The organism is Blastomonas sp. AAP25 (assembly GCF_001295965.1).
Classification (GTDB): domain Bacteria; phylum Pseudomonadota; class Alphaproteobacteria; order Sphingomonadales; family Sphingomonadaceae; genus Blastomonas; species Blastomonas fulva.
Map to the genome: position 1 here is coordinate 341,906 of NZ_LJHP01000020.1, position 22,532 is coordinate 364,437.

The following is a 22,532-nucleotide window of genomic DNA, read 5'->3' on the forward strand; positions in this document are numbered from 1 at the left end:
ATTGAAACCGGACGTGGCTTTGATCATATTGTGGGCATGGATATCAACAAGACCGTGCTTGAGGCGATCGCCCTGCGCAAATGTCTGGAAGCGACCTACAACCGCACCCGCATCCGGCTTGCGCCGCACATTCTCTATACGCGCCACGACCAGCTGTACCTGGATGGCGTGACGCTGGAGCGCGACGGCAAGCCCCCGCGCGAGATCAAGGTCGGCGCGTTCAAGCTCGACGGCCTGAACGATCTCGCGCTGACCGACCGTCTGTTCGATCCCCAGCCGGTGTTCAACCCTAGCGAAGATCGCTACCAGGGCAACACGCTGTTCGCGGTCGAGATGGCCTGAGGCCTACTGCCTCTCGACGCTCAGCGAGGCGTCGTCGATCGTCAGGCTGAGCCGGCGCGGATCGCGCGCGGTATCGATCAGGAAGACATGAGGCCCGCTGGCGGCGAGGATGGCATCCATCGCCTTTTCGAGCGGGATCTGCACCTTGGGGATGCGCGCACAGTCGCACGACACCTCGACCACGTTCTTGCCCGAGCGCACCACCGTGATCGTCACCCCCGATTTCGATGAGCCGCGCGCATCCGAGATGATGTCGCCTTCATAGGTGCCCGCGACCATATCGGCGAGATCAGGCTTGCGCTCGGGCGTTGCCGCGATGGCCGCCGACGCGGGCAGCAATGCCGCCAGCAATAGGGTCAGAACCCGGATCCAATATGCACGCATCGCCATGCCCTCCCTCGAACAGCGTTCACCAGCCATAGCCGCGATTGCGGCCCGCCGATTGGACAATCGCGTCACCTCTTCGACGCGACGCGCTCCACCTCGGCCATCACCCGCAGCACATTGCCGCTCCAGATCTTCTCGACCTCGGCGGGCGTCAACCCGCGCGCGAGCAGCGCCTCGGTGATCCGGGGGATCTCGCTGATCTGGTTGAGCCCGATCACCCCGCCACCGCCATCCCAGTCCGCACCGATCCCGACATGATCGACACCCAGCAGGTCGATGCAATGGAAGATCGCCTGCATGTAGCGGTTGAAATCGGTGTTCGATCGCGGCTCGGCAGCGTTCGCTGCGGCCCATCGCGCCATCAGCGCAGCGCGTGCCTCGGGCGCCAGGTCAGCTGCGGCTGCCATCTGCGGGAGCAGCGCCTCCACCGTCGGACGCGGCTTGTCGGGCGAAAGGAACAGGCTGTTGATCTGGATCACCCCGCCCTTCGCCGCGAGCGCCTTGAGCCGGGCGTCGTCGAGATTGCGCGGATGATCGTGCAGCGCCTTCGGGCCCGAATGCGACAGGATGATCGGCGCCCTTGAAAGCTCGAGCATCTGGTCGAAGCTGCTGTCGGCCGCGTGGCTGGCATCGATGATGATGCCCAGCCGGTTGGCCTCGCGCACCCACGCTTTGCCCAGTTCGCTGAGGCCGCCGTGCAGCGCCTCGCCATTGGTCGAATCGGCAAACTGGTTGGTGCCGTTGTGCACCGGCCCTGCCATGCGCAGGCCGAGCTGATGGAACGCCTCCAGATTGGCAAGATCGGTGCCCAGCGGGTAGCTGTTCTCCATCGAGACATAGACGATGCGCTTCCCGGTCGCGGCGATACGGCTGGCATCGGCGGCGGTGGTGGCGAGAGCGAAGCTCTGCGGATTGGCGGCGACGAAATCGTGGATCTGGTGCAGACGTTTGAGCGCATGCGCCAGCGCGCGGGCATAACCCTCCGCGTCATTGGGCCCCTGGTCGGTATAGATCACCCAGAAGCCGCCATCGAGCCCGCCCTCGATCATCCGCGGCAGATCGACCTGGGTGCTGTCGTGCAGCACATCGTGCCGGTCGGTGATCCGCCAGCCGGGCCGGTCCAGATTGGCGGGGCTGTCGAGATGGGTGTCGAGCGTCAGCACGCTGTCGTGCACGCGCGCCGCATCGGATGCGTCCTGCGCGGCAAGCGGCCCGGCCAGACAGGCCAGCGCCAGTAACGGGAGGGTTCGCAGCGTCATGGTCCCTTTCAATCCGCCAGCGCCGCGGCACGCTTGCGCCAGTCTGCCGCCAGCTGCGGCAGATCGGCGAGCGCGCGCACCGCTTCGGGCTCTGCCTTGTACTGCCCGCCGACGAGCAGCTTGAACACCCGGTCGACGGTCCACGCAGACGGGCCCTGCTCGACCAGCCGCATGACGTCGCCCGACTGCACCCGCCCGGGCTCAAGCACGCGATAATAGAAGCCGCAGCGCGCGGTGCGCACGATCTCTGCCATCACCGATTGTTTGCCCGACACGCCAAAGCGGTGATCGAGCTTCCAGCAGGGCTGGCGTCCCTTGGTCAGCTCGACCAGCGCCTCTCCCAGCCGAAACCTGTCGCCGATCCGCATATCGGTTTCCACCAGCCCGCGGGTCGAGATGTTCTCGCCAAAGGCGCCCGGCTTCTGCAGCAATTTGTGCGAATCCAGCCGCTGCTGCCAGAAGCTGTAGTGATCGAAGGGATAATGGTGGATCGCCATGTCCGGACCGCCATGGTGGACGGTGTCGGCAACCGCATCTCCGACAAATCCAAGCTCGCCCAGCATCACGGGGCCGGTGACTGGTTGACGCGCGATGGCGCTCATCGTGCCGTCTTCACGAAAGGGGCGGGGCGTGCCGGTGAGCAGCGCCAGGATGCGGACCGCGTGCGAACTCATGCAGCATCCAAGCTAACCCCGTGCGCGGGGGGACGCAACGCAATTCAACCCCCGATGTGACGGGGTTTTACGATGCTGAACCTGTGATCAATCGATCGGTTAAGCTGGGGGTCAGCAAGAGGCTGATAGATGGGCAACATCACAACCGTCCTGTGCCGCGTGGTTGCCGACACGATTGCCCAGGCCATTTTCGAAAAAGGTCGACTATGGTCATGTCCAGTTCCACAACCACACATCCGCCCTCTCCGGCGATTGCCCCTGCCGAATATGCGCGCCCGCTGGGCCATCGCCTGTCGGGCAAGTTTCACCGCATGCCCCTCGTGCTCGCGGGGCTTGCCATCGCCAGCCTGCTGCTCCCGCTCGCGCAGGCCGACGCGGCGGTCATCGAGCCGATCGCGCAGGATGCCGGCATCGCGGCACACGCCGGGCTGCAGCCGGTTGCGCAGCAGCGCGAGGGACGGCGCGGCGGCGGCGAATTTCGCGGCAATCGCGGTGGCGGCGGTCGCGAGTTGCGGGGCGGCGGCGGTGGCGGCGGACGCGAGTTCCGCGCGCAGAACCGCAGTGCCATCGGCAGCGCGCGCATCGCCACCCCGCGCGAATATCGCCAGGAACGGCGCGGCGACCGCCAGGACTTCCGTCAGGAACGTCGCGGCGACCGGCAGGATTTCCGTCAGGAGCGCCGCGGCGACCAGCGCGACTTCCGTCAGGAACGCCGCGCCGATCGTCAGGACCTGCGCCAGGGCGAGGTCACACGCCCCGAGTTCCGCGCCAACCGGCGGGACGATCGCCGCGAATTCCGTCAGGACCGGCGGGGCGACGTCCGCGACTTTCGCACCGACCGCCGCGATGATCGCCGCGACTTCCGCCAGGACCGCCGCGCCGACAACCGTGATTTCCGCGACAACCGGCGTGGCTGGGACGACCGCCGCGGCTACAGCAATCGCGGCTGGAACAATGGTGGCTGGGACAACCGGGGCTGGAATAACCGCGGCGGGCGCGGCGGCAACTGGGATCGCGGCTGGCGCAACGACCGGCGCTATGACTGGGTCGGCTTTCGCAACCAGAACCGCAATTTCTTCCGCGCGGGTCGCTATTATCCGCCGGTGCGGGGATGGGGCTATCGCCGGCTGGGGATAGGCTTCACGCTGGGCGCGCCTTTCTTTGCCAACAACTTCTGGATCAACGATCCATGGGCCTATCGCCTGCCGCCCGCTTACGGCCAGCTGCGCTGGGTCCGCTATTTCGGCGATGTGCTGCTGGTCGATATCTACACTGGTCAGGTCGTGGACGTGATCCCCGACTTCTTCTGGTAAGCACCTGACCCTTCGAGGCTGCGACACACCCCGCCCGCCGGAGCAATCCGGCGGGCGATGTCGTCTCCTCACCCTGGCCTGGGCCATGCGACTTGACTTGCCCGTAAGGCTGCGCACAACGACACGGCATGATCGCGGACTTTTTTCATCGCAGACAGCTGGCCCGGATCGGGCGCGAGGTCGGCGCCCGGCTGGATGCGCACCCGCGCGTGCAGCGCATCACCTTCGACGACGTCAAGGTACCGATGCAGGTCTATTGCTATCAGGACTTTCTCAGCAAGGCCGAATGCAGCGACCTGATCCGCATGATCGATGCCGATGCGGTGCCATCGGAGCTCTATCGGTCGGACCAGGAGAACGACAGCCTGTTCCGCACCAGCTACAGCTGCAATCTCGACCGCTGGCATCCCGATGTGCTGCGAATCGACGACCGCATCTGCGGGCTCACCGGCATCGATCCGCGCCGTGGCGAAACGCTGCAGGGCCAGCGTTATGCCAAGGGCCAGGAATTCAAGCCGCACCACGATTATTTCCACACCACCCAGTCCTATTGGCAGCGCGAGCGCAAGTCGGGCGGGCAGCGCAGCTGGACCGCGATGGTGTTCCTCAACGAACCCAAAGGCGGCGGCGAGACCGGATTTCCGCACCTCAGCTTCAAGATGATGCCGCGCACCGGCATGCTGCTGATCTGGAACAACATGGCGCCCGACGGGACCCCCAATCCGAACCTGCTGCACAGCGGCAACCCGGTGACCGCCGGCACCAAATACATCATCACCAAATGGTTCAGGCGGGGATTCTGGATGTGACGCACGCCCGCCGTGGCTGGAACCATCGCGCAACGGATCGTCGTAAAAGCCCAGAAACTGGCTCCGATCTGCGGTTTTTTTGTCACGCGGGCGGCAATCGGTGAACAAAATTCTTCATCTGGCGTTCACAAATTGGCTTGCCTACTTTTCAACCTGTGCAGTCCGTCTATATTGTCGGGTGCTTGAGGGCGAATGTCGCCGAGCAAAAGGAGAGTTCATGTCCAGATTGAATGCACTGCGCTATTCCGGCGCCTTTGCCGGTCTCGCGCTGCTGGCCGCCTGCTCGGGCGGCAGCGAAACCCCCAAGGCAGAGGAAGAAGCCGCCGCACCGGCAGCTGAAGCCCCCGCCGCGACTCCGACGCCTGCTGCTGCCGAAGCACCGGCTGCTGACAACACCGATACGCTGGACGGCAAGAAGTTCGCCGACATGACCGGCAATGCTGCTGAAGGCGAGAAGGTCTTCATTCAGTGCAAGACCTGCCACGTCAAGGAAGCCGGCCAGAACCGTGTCGGCCCCTCGCTCGCTGGCATCGTCGGCCGTGCAGCCGGAACCGTCGAAGGTTTCAACTACTCGCCCGCCAACAAGAACAGCGGCATCACCTGGACCCCGGAAAAGCTGTTCCAGTATCTGGAAAAGCCCGCCCGCGTCGTGCCCGGCACCAAGATGGTGTTCGCAGGCCTTCCCGATGCGCAGAAGCGCGCGGACGTGATCGCCTATCTGCAGCAGCCCTGATCGAGCCGATCAATGCATCTGCCGACAGACAAAAGGCCGTCCCTCGCGGGGCGGCCTTTTTCTTTGGGCAGTGTCGCAACCACGTCAATCGCCACCCCCGCCAAGGCGGGAGTCCCGCTCGCTGGCGACGTTGGCGCCAAGGCAGGATTCCCGCGTCCGCGGGAATGACGATGCGGGTAGACTACCCAATCAAGCCGCCACCGCACGCCGGGCCAGCTCGCATTGCGACCAGATGTCGCTCAGCGCGTGGATCAATTTGTCGATATCGCCATCGCTGTGCACCGGCGATGGCGTGATCCGCAGCCGCTCGGTGCCCTTGGGCACAGTGGGATAATTGATCGGCTGCACATAGATGCCGTGGTTGTCCATCAGCCAGTCGCTGATGCGCTTGCACTTGTGCGGATCGCCGACCATCACCGGGATGATATGGCTGGGGTTGTCGAGATGGGTGATCCCCATCAGGTCCAGCCGCTTGCGGACCTTGGCGACGCGATCCTGGTGGCGCGCGCGTTCCATCTGGCTGGTCTTGAGGTGACGCAGGCTGGCCGTGGCTCCGGCTGCAAGCGCAGGCGGCAGCGCGGTGGTGAAGATGAAGCCGCTGGCAAAGCTGCGGACGAAATCGCACAGCGCCGACGAGGCCGCGATATAGCCGCCCATCACGCCGATCGCCTTGCCCAGCGTGCCTTCGATCACCGTGATCCGGTCCATCAGGCCTTCGCGCTCGGCAATGCCGCCGCCGCGCGGACCATAGAGGCCCACCGCGTGGACTTCGTCGATATAGCTCATCGCACCGTGCTTTTCGCAGACGTCGAGGATCTCGGCGATCGGCGCGATGTCGCCGTCCATCGAGTAGACGCTTTCGAACGCGACCAATTTGGGACGGCCCGGCGCAATGCCGGCGAGCAGCCGGTCGAGATCTTCCGGATCGTTATGCTTGAACTTGAGACACTCGGCGCGGCTGTGGCGGATGCCCTCGATCATCGAGGCATGGTTGCCCGCGTCCGAGAGGACAACGCAATTGGGCAGCTTGGCCGCCAGCGTGCCCAATGCCGCCCAGTTGGAGACATAGCCCGAGGTGAACAGCAAGGCCGCTTCCTTGCCGTGCAGATCGGCGAGCTCGGCTTCCAGCAGCACATGGTGGTGATTGGTGCCCGAGATGTTGCGCGTGCCGCCGGCGCCCGCGCCGCACTGGTCGAGCGTGTCGTGCATCGCCTTCAGCACATCGGGGTGCTGGCCCATTCCCAGATAGTCGTTGGAGCACCACACGGTGACTTCGTCGGTGCCTTCTTCGGTATAGCGCGTGGCGTGCGGAAAGCGGCCGCGATGGCGTTCCAGCTCAGCGAAAATCCGATAGCGTCCCTCATCGCGGATCGTATCGATTTCGCTCTGGAAAAAGCCCTCATAATCCATAACCACTCTCCTTCTTCTTATCCTTGCTGGTTGCCGGGAAGTGCCCAGCGCCACAGCGCACCGTCCCTGAACGGCAGCGCGAGAAACAGGTGCTCGAGCGAACCCAGCGCTGCGAGCGTGAACACCAGGGTGGCACTGACCGCAGCGAAGCTGTCCGCCGGAGCAGCAAGCGAGCGCATCCCCAGATACATAGACAGCGCGAGCAGCGCCACAAGGCTGAATGCCAGCGCGCCATGCAGGCGGCGCGGGCCGAAATAGGTCTTCAGATACTCCAGATGCCCCGGCATGATCTCGTCGCTCATGTTGGGCACCCCGACAAACAGGTTGAGCTTGGCCGAAAGCCGAAGCGCGAACAGCAGCGTGAAGATGACCGTGCCGGTCGGGTTGGCGCTGTTCCAGGTCAGCGAAACCAGAATGATCATCACCGCGGCGATCGCCAGCTCGTGATAGATCAGCGTCGCCGCCGCCTCGGAAAACCGCCGCCAGCCGCGCGCCAGCGGATCGCTGACGGTCCGCCGGGGCCCGGCGACGATGCCGGTGAGGAAGGTCAGCTCAAGCCAGCCCCAGATCACCAGCGCCGCGCCGAAGCTGATATAGGCGTCCATCGTATCGGGACCGGACGGGCCATGACCGTGCCCGACATAGACGATCACGCACAGGCAGATCCCGGCGGCAAAGCCTGCCCAGGAGATGCTGCGCGCAAAGGTCTGCTTGCCGCGGTTGGCGAGCCAGGCAACGACGCCCGTGCTGCCGAACCATGCAAACAAAACCACCAGAGCGGGCAGGATATGGCCGTACAGGCTCATGTCTTACCAGGCCGGCTGCAGGCGGATGGTGGCAGGCAGACGGTTGGGCTTGCCGGGCATGAAATACATCCGGGCAAAGGCCGTGCCCGCACCGATCATGCCGCCGGCGCGCTGGACGAGACCGCCGATACCACCCTTTGCCTTGCCTTCGGCGATCCGGTCCGATGCCATGCGCAGCTTTTCCATCTGTACGCGCAGCGCCGGGTTGTCGGTGTCGATCTCCACCGGAAAGACCTGGCGGCTGATCGCGGTGCAGATCTTGAACACCTCGTAGTCATATTCGGTGGGTTTCACGCCCAAAGCGGCGTGGAACACCGGACGGCTGTGATCGCGAACGTACATCGTGGCATAGACCGACAGAATGAAGAACTTGATCCAGTACTTGTTCATGCCCTTGAGCAGCTTGGGATCGGCGTGCAGCAGCATCGCGAACGCCTCGCCATGGCGGAACTCGTCGTTGCACCACTGCTCGAACCAGTTGAAGATGGGGTGGAAGCGGTTTTCCGGATGCTTGGCCAGATGCCGGAAGATCGCGATATAGCGCGCATAGCCGATCTTCTCCGACAGATAGACCGCGTAGAAAATGAACTTGGGCTTGAAGAAGGTGTACTTCTTGGTCTTGGTGAGGAAGCTCAGGTCGATGCCGATCCCGGCGTCCTTGAGCACCTCGTTGATGAAGCCGGCGTGGCGGCTTTCATCGCGTGCGAGCAGCTTGAACAGCTTCTTCACATCGGGGTTCTTGGTCCGCCGCGCGATTTCCGCATAGAGGATGCAGCCCGAAAATTCCGAGGTCAGCGAGCTGACGAGAAAATCGATGAACTCGCGGCGCAGCTCGGGTTCGAGCGATTCGATAACGCCATCGAACGATTCGCTGCGGCGGAAATGCGCCTTGTTGGGGTCGCCTTCCATGTCGGCCATCAGCTGGTCCCACTCGGCGCGCACCAGGCTGACGTCGATCGCGTCGAGCGCGTCGAAATCGGTGGTGTAGAAACGGGGGCTGAGCACAGTCTCCTGCGTCGCCAGCTCCATCGTATCCGGAACATCCGGCAGCGACGCCCGTCCGGCCGCCCTGACCTTTGCCTGCATGTTCATTGCACCACTCCCGTTGTCATCTGAACAGCGCTCACCACCGGCTGGTGGTAAAGCTTACCTCGTAAAGTTCCTTGAGCTCGCCCATGGCGGTCAGCTTCGTCCATGCGCGCAGCAATGGACCAGCTGGCTGCACCGTTGCCATGCGCTGGATCAAAATGGATTCGCCAAAACCGACTATTATCGGAGCGCCATGCACGCGCACCTTGTCGCCCGGCTGGATGGCGACATCGCCCTCCAGCTCGACATGCGCGTGAAAATGCGCCTCGCTTTGCTCCACCGCGATGCGGCAGGGCGTATCGAACGAAGGCTCGCGGAGCAGTCCCATCAGTTGGCACCCCTCACTTGAGCAACGCTTCGAACGTGGTGCGATTGGTCGGCCCGAATGCGCCCAGCTCGACGATGCGGTTGGTCGCGGTGTCGGTGAGCGAGAGCGATCCGTCGCTCCAGTGGTTGAGCTCATAGGGCGCCAGCATCGGGATCGAGCGCTTCTGCCGCTCGCGTCCCATGCCGCGCAGTACGCCGCGGATGAAACCGCTGCCTTCCTCGCCATAGACGTGCACGGTAGCGCCACTGGTCGCATCGGTGACCACCACGGTGCCCTTGGGGCCATCGGCGAACTGCAGCACGCGGCTCGACAGCGCGGTCGCTGCTTCCGCCGAACGTACCTCGCTGGCCGATGGCGACGGCGCGATCCAGCCGAGCTGGGTCGCGCTGGTCAGCGCCAGGGTCACCAATACCACGCCGCACGCCATCACCAGCGCGCCTTTGGGCACGGTGTTTTCATGGCTGTGCCCATGGCCGTTGTAGTTGTTGGCAGCACTGGGGGCGCTGTGCGGTGCGGTGGTCATGCGATGGCTCCCTGAAGCCCGGCGGGCATCGTTTCGGCAGATTTCGACGGGGCTTCGGCCGCGCGATCCACCGGTGCGATCGCAGCGACCGCGCGGGCAAGCCGCTCGCCGACCACGGCAGCATCGGGCAGCGCGCGCAGCATCGGCTGCGGGTTGCCGAGCTTCCACGGACGGGCATGCGGCCAGAGCACCAGATAGCCCAGTTTGTGCGGGCCGATCAGCTGCAGCGCCAGATCGCCCTCCACCGGACCCAGCGGACGCAGATTGGCGCCACCGATCTTGGCCAGCGGCAGGTTGATGCACATGTTGAGCGCAACGCCGACGCGCAGCACGACGCGCCTGCTGGTCAGCGTGTACACCGTGGTCCGCGCGACCGCCCAGGCATAGAGCATCAGCAGACCGATGCCGACCGCGCCCGCAATGATCGTCGCGATCACGCCGCTGGTGCTGCCGTTATAGATCGCCAGCGCCACCAGGACCGCGAAGTACAGGCCGACGATGCGGGTGAAGAACGCGCTGCGGGCAAGCAGCCGCCATTCGGGCGAGCCCTGCCAGAGGAGCGTTTCGCCCTCCGGCAGCTCTCCGGGCAGACCCCGGACCGGCTCGTCATCATATTCGGTGATGATCATATCAGCGGCTCCTGCCGGGCGCGGTTAGCGTAGAGGTAACCGCCGCCGAAATATCCGGAGATCTTGTCTTCCTCATAGCGGCTGATCTGCCCGGGGGTCTCGACCTGCGGGCAACCGGCGAACTGCGCGGCGTTGATCGCGTCGACCACGATCTGGCGTGCGGACTTGCGGATCTTTGCCATCGGCATCGGCGCGAGCGCGTGCACGCCCTCTGCGGTGACGACTTCAAGATAGCGCACCTGGTGCTCCGAACGGTCGACCCAGATTTCCGCCACGGTGCCTGCGACCGCGCCATCGGCGCCGATCACGGTCATGCCGCGCGGATCGGGATCGCCGCGTGCGATCGAGAAGCTGGGTTCAAGCGCCATCGGAACGATGCGGTTGTTGCCGAAGGCGTCGATGTCCGGAAGGCGGCTGCGCTCGGCATAGGCCGACGGGCCGATGCAATCGGTGAGCGGGTTGCCGGTGGGCACATAGGGTGCTCCGGGGAACGGGCTCATCCGGCGTCCGGCGATCTCGAACGGCTCCTTGCCGATGGTCGGCGTGCTGACCGTGCCGCGACCGAAAGGCAGCTTGAAGGTCTTGGGGGACGCGTGCAGCAGCGGCCCGCCCATGCCCAGCGAACGCCCGGTCAGGTCGTCCTCCAGTGGAAAGCCCTCTCGCCGGTCCTCTCGCCGAAGATAATAGATCAGACCGATGAAAAAGAGCACGAACGCCCAGAAAGCGATCGATGCGACATCGATATTGCCCACGATATTGCCGTTAAACATGGCGCTTACCTCTCTTCTTCAAAACCTTCATGTCGGAAACTCGGTGAGACCGAACCGCGATTGCGGAGCGGCGGTATCGACCTGTTGGCCCCCGACAAGCGGGCCAAGCACGATCATGGTAACAAGCAGCAGAATGATCTCGATCAGGTACACCGTGCCATAGCCGGTGGCGCGATAGGCCAGGGTCGCACCGATCTGGTCGGCCAGCGCGAGCGCGGAGACCCCGTCGCGGATCAGCCCGCCCGCCGCGATCGCCAGGCCCGATGCGCTGGCCTGAACCGCGCCCCAGGCACCCAGCGCGAGGCCAGATCCCTTGTGCTGGCCGCTGCCGGCGATGGCCATGATCGCGCTGAGCGTGCCGACCGAAAACAGTCCCGAACCGATGCCGATGGCAAGGGCGCCTGCAAACACCAGCGCGCTGGCATCAAGCGGCGCTGCAAACAGCAGCATCGCGAAGGCCAGCATGCCGACCACAGCGCCAAAGCCCGCGAGCCGAAGCGGATCCGCGCCCGCGCTGAGGCGGCGCGCGGCAAAGGCGAAGCTCAACAGCATGCCGAACGCCCACAGCCCGGTGAGGATCGTGGTGGCGCCCACCGACATGCCCAGCACCTCGCCGCCGAACGGCTCGAGCAGCACGTCCTGCATGCTGAACGCTGCGGTACCGCAGCCGATCGCGACCAGCAGCCGGGCGTTGCGGGCCTCTGCGGTGAATTCGCGCCAGACCACCGAGAATTTGGGGGTCGGGCGATCGGGCCGGGTGGTCGATGGCGCACGCGCCTCCTGCTTCCACAGCGCGATGATGTTGAGCGCCATGGTGAACATCGCCGCGCCCTGGACGATCGCGACCAGCCGGGTGGCCGAGAAATCGGCGAGCAATGATCCCATGATGAACGCGGCCATCATCATGCCGACCAGCAGCATCACGAACATCAGCGCGACGACGCGGGGCCGTGTTTCTTCGGGAGCCAGATCGGTGGCGAGCGCAAGGCCTGCGGTCTGCGTGGTGTGCATGCCGAGCCCGGTGAGCAGGAAGGCCAGCGCGCCTGCGATCAACCCGACGGTGAACGTATCGCCGCGCGACAGCAGCAGCAGCGCGAACGGCATGATCGCAAGCCCTCCGAACTGGAGCAGCGAGCCGAACCAGATATAGGGCACCCGGCGCCAGCCGAGCATCGACTTGTGGTTGTCCGACTTGTGGCCGATCAGCGCGCGGAACGGGGCGACCAGCAAGGGGATCGCGATCATCAGCGCGACCAGCCAGGCGGGCGTGCCCAATTCGACGATCATCACGCGGTTGAGCGTGCCGTTGAGGAGCACCGTCGCCACGCCGACCGTCACCTGGAACAGCGACAGGCGCAGCAGGCGGCCCATCGGCAGCTCCGCGCTCGCCGCATCGGCGAACGGCAGGAACTGCGTCCCCAGGCCCGCGAAGAACCGTGTCGAGGCGCCGGCAAGGCTCATCCGCGCGAGACCATCATCGCATGGCTGGTGTAGAAGCCGCTGACGATGCGTTCGCTCGCGGCGATGCCGTGGCTGGGGAGACGCTGGGCAAGCAGTCTCGTGAGCCTAGCTTCGGCAACCGGGACGATCGCGGGTGCGCGATTCGATCTGGGAAAGAGTTTCCCGGTGGCATGCATCGCCGCGAGCAGAGGTGTCCGCGGTGCGAAAGTGAAGGCGATGCTCGGCGCGCGCTGGGCCAGCGAGGCCAGCACGTCGACGATATCGCCGGTCTGATAGTGGATCAGCGAGTCCATCGCGACGACATGGTCGAACTGGCCCAGCGTGGGATCGAGCATGTCGCCCACCCGCCAGTCGATATCGAGCCCCGAAGGTGCCCGCTCGCGCGCGACCTCGACCAGCCCGCCCGAGATGTCGATCGCGGTAACGTGCGCGCCCAATTGCGCTGCCGCCACGGCGAGTGCGCCGGTGCCGCAGCCGGCATCGAGGATGCGCTTGCCGGTGAGGTCATAGGGCAGCCAGTCGAGCAGCATGGCGCGCATCCGGTCGCGGCCCGCGCGCACGGTGGCGCGGATGCCGCTGACCTTGGCGTCTGAGGTCAGATCGACCCAGTTCTGCCGCGCGGTGCGATCGAAATAGGTTTCGAGCCGTCCACGATAGGTGTCGTAGCTGGAGCGGGGGGCGTGGCTGGCCATCATTCGAATCCTAAGAATTCGAAGATGTCGCGGTCCTTCATCGGCATCGCGTCGAGCGCGTCGGTGCCCGCCCACAAGGTCGCGGCCAGCCGCAGATACTCGGTCTTCACCGCCTCGATCTCGGGGGTCGAATCCATCTCGAAGATGGTGCACTTTTTCAGGCGGCTGCGACGGATCGCATCGAGATCGGGGAAATGCGCCAGGCGCTTGAGGCCGGTCGCCTCGTTGAACCGGTCGATCTCGTCGGTCGCGGCCGAACGGTTGGCGATGACGCCCGCCATGCGCACGTCGTAGTTCTTCGACTTGGCCTTGATGGCGGCGACGATGCGGTTCATCGCGAAAATGCTGTCGAAATCGTTGGCGGCAACGACCACCGCGCGCTCGGCATGCTGCAGCGGAGCGGCAAAGCCGCCGCACACCACGTCGCCCAGCACGTCGAAGATCACGACATCGGCATCTTCGAGCAGATGGTGCTGTTTCAGCAGCTTGACCGTCTGGCCGACGACATAGCCGCCGCAGCCGGTGCCTGCGGGAGGTCCACCCGCTTCGACGCACATCACGCCGTTGAAGCCTTCGAACATGTAATCCTCGGGCCGCAGCTCCTCGGAGTGGAAATCGACCGTTTCGAGCACGTCGATCACCGTCGGCATCAGCTTCTTGGTGAGCGTGAAGGTGCTGTCATGCTTGGGATCGCAACCGATCTGCAGAACGCGCTTGCCCAGCAGCGAGAGCGCGGCCGAGAGGTTGGAGGAGGTCGTCGACTTGCCGATGCCGCCCTTGCCATAGACGGCAAACACCTTGGCACCGGTGATCTCGTCGCGCGGGTCGAGCGCAACCTGGGTGCTGCCTTCCCCGAAACTGGGCGGCGCGTGTCCGTGGTCCAAAAGGCTCATATCAATACTCTCCCGTCATTCTGCTGCGATCAGGCCTTCCAGCCTGTCTTCGATATCGTCCGCGGCGGCGCGAAGCGCTGCCAGGGTTGCGGCATCCGGTTCCCACAGCCGGCGGTCGCATGCTTCCAGAAGGCGTTCGGCAACGCGTGCCGAGGCCTTGGGATTGAGAGTGGCCAGACGCGCGCGCATGGCATCGTCGAGCACATAGGTTTCGCTGATCTGCTGATAGACCCAGGGCGCGACCTGGCCGGTGGTGGCCGACCAGCCCATTGTCGTGGTGACATGGCCCTCGATCTGGCGCACGCCCTCGAAGCCGTGCTTGAGCATGCCTTCATACCATTTGGGATTGAGCATCCGGGTGCGGGTTTCGCGGTCGATCTGTTCGGACAAAGTGCGCACCTTGGCCGGCCCTTCGGTCGCATCGACGATGTAGACAGGCGCTGCCTTGCCGCCGCGAGCGCGGGTGACCGAGCGGCTGACCCCGCCCAGCGCATCGACATACTGGTCGATATCGGTGACGCCCAGTTCCACCGAGTCGAGGTTCTGATAGGTGAACTCGACCGAGGACAATGCGCTTTCGAGCAGTTCGCGGTGCTTCACCGGTGCGCCCGAGCGGCCATAGGCATAGCCCTTGTGGGTCTCGAACGCTTCGGCAAGCTCGTCGGGATCGGCCCAGGCACCGCCGTCGATCATCATGTTGACCTGCGCGCCATAGGCACCTTCAGCGTTGGAAAACACGCGCAAGCTCGCGGTTTCCATGTCGCAGCCGATCTTGGCGGCATGCGCCAGAGCATGCTTGCGCACGAAGTTGAGCGTTTCGGGCTCGTCGGCGGTTGCAGCCAACCACGCTGCCTCGGCGATCATCCGGGTCTGAAGGGGCAAAAGATCGCGGAAGACGCCGGACAGCGTGGCTATCACGTCGATGCGGGGACGGCCGAGCTCGGCCAGCGGGATCAGTTCGGCCCCTGCCAGGCGGCCGTAGGAGTCGAAGCGCGGGCGCGCACCGAGCAGGCACATGACCTGCGCGATCTGCGTGCCCTCGGTCTTGAGATTGTCGGTGCCCCACAGCACCATCGCAATGCTTTCGGGCACCGGATCGCCCGCTTCGGCATGCCGCGCCAGCAAAGCTTCGGCCTGGACCGTGCCGGTGGCGCAGGCAAACGCGCTGGGGATGCGGAAGGGATCGAACCCATGGGTGTTGCGCCCGGTGGGCAGCACCTCGGGGTTGTGCAGGATGTCGCCGCCAGGAGCGGGACGGACATAGCCTCCGTCGAGCGCGTGAACCAGCGCGCCGAGCTCGTCATTGGCCGAGAGCTTGGCATCGAGCTCGGCGCGAGTGGCGCCGTTGTCGGCAGCCGAGAGCGCATTGAGGAACGCCTCGCGCTCTTCGCCTTCGAGCTGGCTGCCCAGCACGTGCAGGCCGAAAGGGATCAGCGCACGTTCGAGTTCATAGAGGTTGCCCGCAAGCGCGGCGATGTCAGACCCATCGATATCGAGCGCGGTCGCCGCATCGCGGATCATGATCTCGAGCGCGGCGCGTTCGACGCCCTCGCCTGCCAGCGCCCGCCAACGCTCGACCAGCGCCTTCAGATCGGCAAAGCCCTTGTACAGGCCGGCTTCGGCGAGCGGCGGGGTGAGATACGACACCAGGGTCGCACCCGAGCGGCGCTTGGCGATGATGCCTTCCGACGGGTTGTTGGCGGCGTAGAGGTAGAAATTGGGGACGGTCCCCAGCAGCCGGTCGGGCCAGCAATCGCCCGAAAGGCCTGCCTGCTTGCCCGGCATGAACTCGAGCGCGCCGTGGGTGCCGAAGTGGAGCATGGCATCGGCGCGGAACTCTTCGCGGATCCAGCGATAGAAGGCGGCAAAGGCGTGCGTCGGCGCGAAATCGCCATCGAACAGCAGCCGCATCGGATCGCCTTCATAGCCGAAGCTGGGCTGGACGCCGACGAACACGTTGCCGAACTGCTTGCCGAGCACATGGATCGACCAGCCATCGCTGTTCAGCTTGCCGGGCGCGGGGCCCCACTGCTTTTCGATCGCGCGCAGGTGCGGCTCGTTGGTGACATGGTCGTCGGTCGAGATCCGCACCGCGACATTGGCGTCCGATCCGAAGCGTTCAGAATTGCCCCTGAGGATCGCATCGCGCAGGCCATCTACGGTCGCCGGCGGCGAACAGTCGTACCCTTCTGCCGCCAGCCGGTGGAGCGTGGCGTGCAGCGATTCGAACACCGCAAGGTGCGCCGCGCTGCCGGTGGCACCGGCGTTGGGCGGGAAGTTGAACAGGATGATCGCCAGCTTGCGCTTGGCGCGCTGAGACCGGCGCAGCGCCACCATGCGCTCGACCTTGGCGGCCAGCATCTCGGCACGCTCGGGGCAGCTCTGCATCGCGCGCATCGCATCGGGGGCGGTGAACAGGCAGTGGCGTTCGCAGCCATCGCAGGGCTCGCCCGCGCCATCCGAGCGGCCACCGAAGACATGCGGCATCACCGCGCCATCGAGCTCGGGGATGGCGACCATCATCGTCGCTTCGAGCGGCAGCAGCCCCTGGTGGCGGTTGCCCCATTGCTCGAGGCTCTGGAACTCGATCGGATGCGCCGCGATGTACGGCAGGTCCATGCCTGCGAGCACTTCCTCGGCAGCAGCGGCATCGTTATAGGCGGGCCCGCCGACCAAAGAGAAGCCGGTGAGGTTGATCACGGCATCGACCACGGGCTTGCCATCGCGGACCAGGAACCGGTCCATCGCCGGGCGCGCGTCCAAGCCACTTGCAAACACAGGGACGACATCGAGCCCGCGCGCTTCCAATGCTGCGATCACGCCATCGTAATGCGCGGCATCCTTGCCCAGCAGATAGGAGCGCAGCAGCACCAGCCCGACCGTTCCGGTCGCCTTGGGGTTGCGCGGCAGCGCTCTGGCATCCTCGGTGATCCGGTCCGCGATTGCGGGGTGATAGAGGCCAAGCTCGGGATATTCGCGCGGCGCCTGTGCGGGCGTGGTGCCCTTGAGTGCAGCGCGTTCGCCTGCGGCATAGCGGTCGATAAGGCCGCGGATCATCGAGACGACGTTGTCATCGCTGCCCGCCAGCCAGTATTGCAGCGTCAGGAAATAATGCCGCACGTCCTGCGCGGTGCCGGGGATGAACTTGAGGATCTTGGGCAGGCGGCGCAGCATCTTCATCTGCCCCGCGCCCGAGCTCGCACCCGGCTTGGAGGAGCCGCGCAATTTCTTGAGCAGCGCCAGCGGGCCGCGCGCGGGCGCGTCCATCCGATACCCGCCCATCCGGGTCAGCTTGACGATATCACCTGCGGACATCAGCCCGAGCATCGCATCGCACTGCTCACGCCGGGCTTCCAGCGCGGGGTGGATGGCGCGGACATGGTCCTCGAGGAACAGCATGGTGGCGATGACGATGTCGGCGCGGGCAATGTCGGCGCGCGCGGCATCGATCGCACCGGGGTCACGGTCCCAGTCGGCGGCGGCATGGAAGCCGATCGACAGTCCCGGCATGTCCTTGACCAGCACCGCCTCGGCCCGGTCAACCGCGCCCGACAAATGGTTGTCGAGCGTGATGAACACCACGCGGATCGCGGCGGAGCGGCCGTTTGCATGCTGAGAGGCCGCTGGGGGGTTGGCTCTACCGGGCATAATGCGCCTTTGCATCGTACAGCGTGTCTATCGTGATGGAGGCCAGCCCACGCTCAGCAGCATAAGCCTCAGTGTTGCGTCGCGCCTTGCCACGCACAAAGAAGGGAATTTTCTTGAGTTCGGTCTCCGCCTCGGCGGTCCAGCGGGTCAGCTCGAGCACGTCTCCATGGGCAGCAGGGCCATGGGCGGCGGGCATCGACACAGCAGCTGAAGCCAATACCGGTTCATGGGCAGGTTCAACGTGACGGTCTTCCTGAGGAAGCGAAACGACCGGGGCATTCTCGACAGTCCCATGCGCCAGATGGCTCGCGCCAGCGCCGTCGTGGAACTCCGGATCATCGCGGAACATGGTAAGCAGATGCTCTTCCAGCCCCATGACCAGCGGATGCACCCAGCTGTCGAACAGCACGTTGGCGCCTTCGAAACCCATTTGCGGGCTGTGCCGGGCAGGGAAATCCTGGACATGCACCGGGGCCGAGATCACCGCGCAGGGGATCGACAGCCGCTTGGCGATGTGGCGTTCCATCTGCGTGCCCAGCACCAGTTCGGGGTGCGCGGCGGCGATGGCGTCCTCGACCTCGAGATGATCGTCGCTGATCAGCGGCTCGACGCCATGTTCGGCGGCGGCAGCGCGGATATCGCGAGCGAATTCGCGGTTGTAGCAGCCCAGGCCGCAGACCACGAAGCCCAGCTCGTCGCGTGCCACGCGGGCAGCAGCGATTGCGTGCGTCGCATCGCCGAAGATGAAGACGCGCTTGCCGGTGAGATAGGTCGAGTCGACCGAGCGGCTCCACCACGGCATCCGGGCTTCAGCCAGGTTCAGCGCGGGCGCCGGATCGACCTTGGCGAGGCTTGCGACTTCGCGGATGAAGTCGAGCGTCGCGCCATGGCCAATGGGGATGGTCTTGGTGAAGGGCTGCTTGAAGTTCTTCTCCAGCCAGCGCGCGGCGGTATCGGCGATTTCCGGATACATGACGATGTTGAAATCAGCCTCACCGATCCGGGCTATGTCGGCCGCGCTCGCCCCCATGGGCGCGGTGACGTTGATCTCTATGCCGAGCGCAGCCAGTATCTTCGCTATCTCGACGATATCGTCGCGGTGGCGAAAACCCAGTGCGCTCGGCCCAAGCAGGTTCGCTTTGGGACGCGGAGAACCTGCCTGGCACGGTGCGGGGCGGGAGGAATCCCCGACCGCGAGAGTTCTGACAATCTGGTAGAAAGTCTCCGAGGCGCCCCAGTTCTCCTTGCGGGAGTAGCTGGGCAGCTCGAGTGGAATGACGGGAATGGGCAACCGCATCGCCTGGGCCATGCCGGCGGGGTCGTCCTGGATCAGTTCGGCAGTGCACGACGATCCGACCAGCAGTGCCGCCGGATTGAAGCGCGCCACGGCATCGCGCGCGGCGGACTGGAACAGCTCGGCCGTATCCTTGCCCAGATCGCGCGCCTGGAAGGTGGTGTAGGTGACCGGCGGGCGCTTGCCGCGGCGCTCGATCATCGTGAACAGAAGGTCCGCATAGGTGTCACCCTGCGGCGCGTGCAGCAGATAGTGCACATCCGTCATGCCGGTCGCGACCCGCATTGCCCCTACATGAGGAGGCCCTTCATAGGTCCAGACCGATAGCTGCATCGCCCTATACCCTCAACACGTCGCGGCGGCGGATCGGCCGTGCGAAAAGTTCGGCAAGATCGCCAGCCTGGTCGAAACCGTGGATCGGCGAGAACACCAGTTCGATCGCCCATTTGGTGGTGAAGCCTTCGGCCTCGAGCGGATTGGCAAGGCCAAGGCCGCATACGGTGATGTCGGGCTTCGACGCGCGCACGCGGTCGAGCTGCTTGTCGACATCCTGGCCTTCGCTGATGACCGTTCCGACCGGCAGCTGCGCCAGTTCGGCGGCCATATGCTGGCGGTGGAGATACGGCGTGCCGACCTCGACAGGGATCATGCCGAGCTCGACGTGCAGGAAGCGCGCGAGCGGCAGTTCGAGCTGCGAATCGGGGAGGAAGAAGATGGTCTTGCCTTCAAGCCGCGCGCGGCTGTGCTCGAGCGCGCGCTTGGCGCGTTCGCGGCCCGGTGCCACGACGCTGCGGAAATGCATCTCGTCGATGCCGAAAGCCTTGGCCGCAGCGTGCAACCAGTCGGTGGTGCCTTCGGCGCCGAACGGGAAGGCTGCGGGCAGATGCACCGCGCCGCGGTCTTCGAGCGCCTGCGCCGTTTCACCCAGAAAGGGCTGGGCGAGCAGAAAGCGGGTGTTGGGGCCGACCGCGGGCAGATCGCGCGATTCGCGCGCCGGCAGGCAGGCGACGCGGGTGATGCCGATGTCGCGCACCAGCCGCAGCAACTGGTCCTCGACGATGTCGGGCAGCGCGCCAACGATCAGCAGCTCCTGGCCCGAATCGGCGGTCTGGGCGGGCATGAACGGCACCAGCGAGGCAAGGCATGCGTCCTCGCCCTGGGTGAAGGTGGTCTCGATGCCGCTGCCCGAATAGTTGACGATCCGCACATCGGGAAGGAAGGCGCCCGCGAGCCGCTGCGCGGCGCGCGACAGATCGAGCTTGATCACTTCGGACGGGCAGCTGCCGACCAGGAACAAGGTGCGGATCTCGGGGCGGCGCGCGAGCAGGCGGCGCACCACGCGATCGAGTTCCTCATTGGCATCGGCCAGGCCAGCCAGATCGCGTTCCTCGATGATCGCGGTGGCAAAGCGGGGCTCTGCAAAGATCATCACTCCGGCAGCCGACTGCAGCAGATGCGCGCAGGTGCGCGATCCGACCACGAGGAAGAACGCGTCTGGCATCTTGCGGTGCAGCCAGACGATCCCGGTGAGCCCGCAGAAGACCTCGCGCTGGCCGCGTTCGCGCAGCACGGGCGCGGTCGAGCAGCCGATATCGGCGATGACGGGGGTGGGTGCGGTGGTGATCATGATGCCACCGCCAGCGTGCCGTGCGATTCGGCAGGCGAACCGGCACCCTGAAGCCGCGCGACTCGCAGCTTCCAGAGGAATTGTCCGGCGTTGATGACATATGCGCTATAGCCCGCCAATGCGACGCCCATCCGGGCCTCGACGCTGCCGATGCCGCCCAGCAGCATCACCAGATAGGCGGTGTGCAGCGCCAGAACGAGCATGGAAAACACGTCTTCCCAGAAGAAAGCTGGGGCGAACAGCCACTTGCCGAACACCACCTTCTCCCAGATCGAGCCGGTGATCATGATGGTGTAGAGCGTCAGCGTCTTGACGATGATCGACATGTCGGCGGCAAAAGCGCCCTCGCCTGTCCCGAAATAGCGCAGCACCAGCCCGAGGCTGACCAGGAATATGATGAACTGGATCGGTGCGAGCACACCCTGGACGAGGGTCCACACCGTCGAATCGCGGCGAGCGCGCTCTGCTGCGGTGTAGAGCGAAGCGCCCGCCGTCATCGTCCGGTGACCCGCAGGATCAGCCGTAAAGGTGCGTTTTTCCGCAGTTCCAGGCTGGTTTTCCAGTGGCATAAGCGCCGTTGCGTCTCCCGTCTCAAGAACTGAAACCTACCCCTCGCCCCGCAAAAGTGTCAAGTTAAATTGACGTATAGTTTTCTTGACAAAATGACGGTTGTCAGGCCCACTGGACAGGCGTAGGGTTAAGACCTGGCGAGGGAACGGTCCAAGAAGTCTCCAGCCCGCGAGGCCGATGCACGATGTATCGACAAGACCAGGAGAGTCTGAATGGCCTCAGTTTTTGGCATCGATTTGATCAAGTCGACGACAGGACTGTTCCGCAACGCGCGTTTGCGTAAGAAGGCGTCGCCTTGGGATGGCGAGCAGACCGGCTATGCCCGGTTTGCCCGGCAACGCCCGAGCGACGATGTCGGTCGCCTTGTGGAAGATGAAATCATCCCGCGGCTGCTGATGGTGCACCAGGATGATCCACGAATGAGCCACTTCCCTGCCGAGACCCCTGCAACGATGACCCCGGGCGCAATGTCTGGCCATGGCGCAGGGCCGGACAACAATGGCTTTCGCGATGCGACCGGCACCCAGTCCAACGACAATGTGCGCGAGCAGGCGGCAGCGCCGAAGACCGCGGCTGCGCCTGCGCTGGTCCAGATTTTCGACGAAGCGGCGATCCGCGATTTCGCTTCGCAAGTGCTGATCCATGAAGTCGACGTGCTCGCCGACATGGTGAACACCTATCTCGACCAGAATGTTGCCCCCGAAGCGCTGTTCATCCAGCTGATCGCGCCGGCTGCGCGCGAACTGGGCGAGAAGTGGAATCGTGACGAGTGCGATTTCGTCGATGTGACCATGGGCCTGTGGCGGCTGCAGTCGCTGCTGCGCACGATCGCGGTGTGGGCACCGCCCTCGCCCGGCTGGAACCTGCGCACCAACAAGGCGCTGTTCACCACCATGCCGAACGACCAGCACAGCCTGGGCACATTGATCATCTCGGAGTGCTTCCAGCGCGCCGGATGGGATGTCGAGACGCTCATCGAGCCGCAACAATCCGACATTTTGCAGGCTTTGGACGAAATATCTTATGATCTGGTTGGATTGACAGTCACCACCGACTTTTCTATCGCGGCGGTTCCCAAGCTGCTGACGGCGATGAGAAGCGTGTCCTGCAATCCCAATCTGGCAATCATGATCGGCGGTCCGGCCCTTGGCTATGATCCCGTGCGTGCGCGCGAGCTGGGTGCGGATGGAACCGCTGCCGACGCTGAAGCTGCGCTGCAACTGGCCGACGAACTTGTATCTTCCGGGGTTGAGCGCGCTGCTCTGACGCTTTGAA

22 protein-coding genes are annotated in these 22,532 nt (G+C 64.9%); 5 read left to right on the top strand and 17 right to left on the bottom strand.

The features are described 5' to 3' along the window. The first annotated feature begins 36 nt into the window (after positions 1-36). A complete protein-coding gene (locus IP68_RS14720) occupies positions 37-342 on the top strand; it encodes a hypothetical protein (protein ID WP_054135738.1) in 306 nt (101 codons plus the stop codon). Positions 343-345: 3 nt separating this feature from the next. Here the strand turns inward: IP68_RS14720 and IP68_RS14725 are convergent, their stop codons facing one another. The 3 genes from IP68_RS14725 to IP68_RS14735 all read right to left on the bottom strand — a co-directional run bounded on the left by IP68_RS14725 (position 346) and on the right by IP68_RS14735 (position 2,662). Continuing rightward, complete coding sequence (locus IP68_RS14725) at positions 346-726, bottom strand: hypothetical protein (protein WP_117351627.1); 381 nt, start codon at positions 724-726, stop codon at positions 346-348. Between the two features lie 71 nt (positions 727-797). Next, entirely contained in the window at positions 798-1,988 is a 1,191-nt protein-coding gene (locus tag IP68_RS14730) for a dipeptidase (RefSeq protein WP_054135740.1), read from the bottom strand. Positions 1,989-1,996: 8 nt separating this feature from the next. Continuing rightward, the gene (locus IP68_RS14735) at positions 1,997-2,662 is read right to left on the bottom strand and encodes an MOSC domain-containing protein (RefSeq protein ID WP_054135741.1); all 666 of its coding nucleotides are present in this window, start codon (positions 2,660-2,662) and stop codon (positions 1,997-1,999) included. Positions 2,663-2,874: 212 nt separating this feature from the next. Between IP68_RS14735 and IP68_RS14740 the strand changes: the two genes are divergently transcribed. From IP68_RS14740 to IP68_RS14750, 3 genes are all read left to right on the top strand, one after another. Beyond that, entirely contained in the window at positions 2,875-3,975 is a 1,101-nt protein-coding gene (locus IP68_RS14740) for an RcnB family protein (protein ID WP_231684038.1), read from the top strand. A gap of 128 nt (positions 3,976-4,103) precedes the next feature. Next, positions 4,104-4,784 (top strand): 2OG-Fe(II) oxygenase, encoded by a 681-nt coding sequence (locus tag IP68_RS14745; RefSeq protein ID WP_054135743.1) that lies wholly within the window; start codon positions 4,104-4,106, stop codon positions 4,782-4,784. Between the two features lie 217 nt (positions 4,785-5,001). Then, positions 5,002-5,517: a cytochrome c family protein gene (locus tag IP68_RS14750; RefSeq protein WP_054135744.1), complete on the top strand. Its 516-nt coding sequence runs from the start codon at positions 5,002-5,004 to the stop codon at positions 5,515-5,517. A 189-nt stretch (positions 5,518-5,706) separates the two neighbouring features. On the opposite strand, the gene hemA is transcribed toward IP68_RS14750, so the two are convergent. The 14 genes from hemA to bchF are packed head-to-tail and all read right to left on the bottom strand — an operon-like array spanning position 5,707 to position 21,184. After that, positions 5,707-6,927, bottom strand: coding sequence for a 5-aminolevulinate synthase (gene hemA / locus IP68_RS14755; RefSeq protein ID WP_054135745.1), 1,221 nt, complete (start codon positions 6,925-6,927; stop codon positions 5,707-5,709). 17 nt (positions 6,928-6,944) lie between these two features. Further along, entirely contained in the window at positions 6,945-7,733 is a 789-nt protein-coding gene (gene puhE, locus IP68_RS14760; RefSeq protein WP_054135746.1) for a putative photosynthetic complex assembly protein PuhE, read from the bottom strand. 3 nt (positions 7,734-7,736) lie between these two features. Further along, entirely contained in the window at positions 7,737-8,825 is a 1,089-nt protein-coding gene (gene acsF, locus IP68_RS14765) for a magnesium-protoporphyrin IX monomethyl ester (oxidative) cyclase (protein ID WP_082382387.1), read from the bottom strand. A gap of 31 nt (positions 8,826-8,856) precedes the next feature. Further along, positions 8,857-9,150: a hypothetical protein gene (locus tag IP68_RS14770; protein WP_054135747.1), complete on the bottom strand. Its 294-nt coding sequence runs from the start codon at positions 9,148-9,150 to the stop codon at positions 8,857-8,859. 13 nt (positions 9,151-9,163) lie between these two features. Continuing rightward, positions 9,164-9,673, bottom strand: coding sequence for a photosynthetic complex assembly protein PuhC (gene puhC, locus IP68_RS14775; RefSeq protein WP_054135748.1), 510 nt, complete (start codon positions 9,671-9,673; stop codon positions 9,164-9,166). Continuing rightward, entirely contained in the window at positions 9,670-10,302 is a 633-nt protein-coding gene (puhB, locus tag IP68_RS14780; protein ID WP_231684041.1) for a photosynthetic complex putative assembly protein PuhB, read from the bottom strand. The genes puhC and puhB overlap by 4 nt, the downstream gene beginning before the upstream one ends. Beyond that, the gene (gene puhA / locus IP68_RS14785) at positions 10,299-11,072 is read right to left on the bottom strand and encodes a photosynthetic reaction center subunit H (protein WP_054135749.1); all 774 of its coding nucleotides are present in this window, start codon (positions 11,070-11,072) and stop codon (positions 10,299-10,301) included. The genes puhB and puhA overlap by 4 nt, the downstream gene beginning before the upstream one ends. 27 nt (positions 11,073-11,099) lie before the next feature. After that, on the bottom strand, positions 11,100-12,533 hold the full coding sequence (locus IP68_RS14790) for a BCD family MFS transporter (RefSeq protein WP_054135750.1): 1,434 nt from the start codon (positions 12,531-12,533) through the stop codon (positions 11,100-11,102). After that, entirely contained in the window at positions 12,530-13,225 is a 696-nt protein-coding gene (gene bchM / locus IP68_RS14795; protein WP_054135751.1) for a magnesium protoporphyrin IX methyltransferase, read from the bottom strand. Before bchM ends, IP68_RS14790 begins: the two co-directional genes overlap by 4 nt. Further along, entirely contained in the window at positions 13,225-14,118 is an 894-nt protein-coding gene (gene bchL, locus IP68_RS14800) for a ferredoxin:protochlorophyllide reductase (ATP-dependent) iron-sulfur ATP-binding protein (protein WP_054135752.1), read from the bottom strand. The genes bchM and bchL overlap by 1 nt, the downstream gene beginning before the upstream one ends. Positions 14,119-14,133: 15 nt before the next feature. Continuing rightward, positions 14,134-17,766 (bottom strand): magnesium chelatase subunit H, encoded by a 3,633-nt coding sequence (locus IP68_RS14805; protein ID WP_054135753.1) that lies wholly within the window; start codon positions 17,764-17,766, stop codon positions 14,134-14,136. Beyond that, positions 17,756-19,393: a ferredoxin:protochlorophyllide reductase (ATP-dependent) subunit B gene (gene bchB / locus IP68_RS14810; protein ID WP_054135754.1), complete on the bottom strand. Its 1,638-nt coding sequence runs from the start codon at positions 19,391-19,393 to the stop codon at positions 17,756-17,758. Before bchB ends, IP68_RS14805 begins: the two co-directional genes overlap by 11 nt. A 4-nt stretch (positions 19,394-19,397) precedes the next feature. Beyond that, a complete protein-coding gene (locus IP68_RS14815; protein ID WP_054135755.1) occupies positions 19,398-20,687 on the bottom strand; it encodes a ferredoxin:protochlorophyllide reductase (ATP-dependent) subunit N in 1,290 nt (429 codons plus the stop codon). Beyond that, positions 20,684-21,184, bottom strand: coding sequence for a 2-vinyl bacteriochlorophyllide hydratase (gene bchF, locus IP68_RS14820; RefSeq protein WP_054135756.1), 501 nt, complete (start codon positions 21,182-21,184; stop codon positions 20,684-20,686). The genes IP68_RS14815 and bchF overlap by 4 nt, the downstream gene beginning before the upstream one ends. Positions 21,185-21,469: 285 nt before the next feature. Between bchF and IP68_RS14825 the strand changes: the two genes are divergently transcribed. Then, a complete protein-coding gene (locus IP68_RS14825) occupies positions 21,470-22,531 on the top strand; it encodes a B12-binding domain-containing protein (RefSeq protein WP_054135757.1) in 1,062 nt (353 codons plus the stop codon). Position 22,532 lies beyond the last annotated feature (1 nt).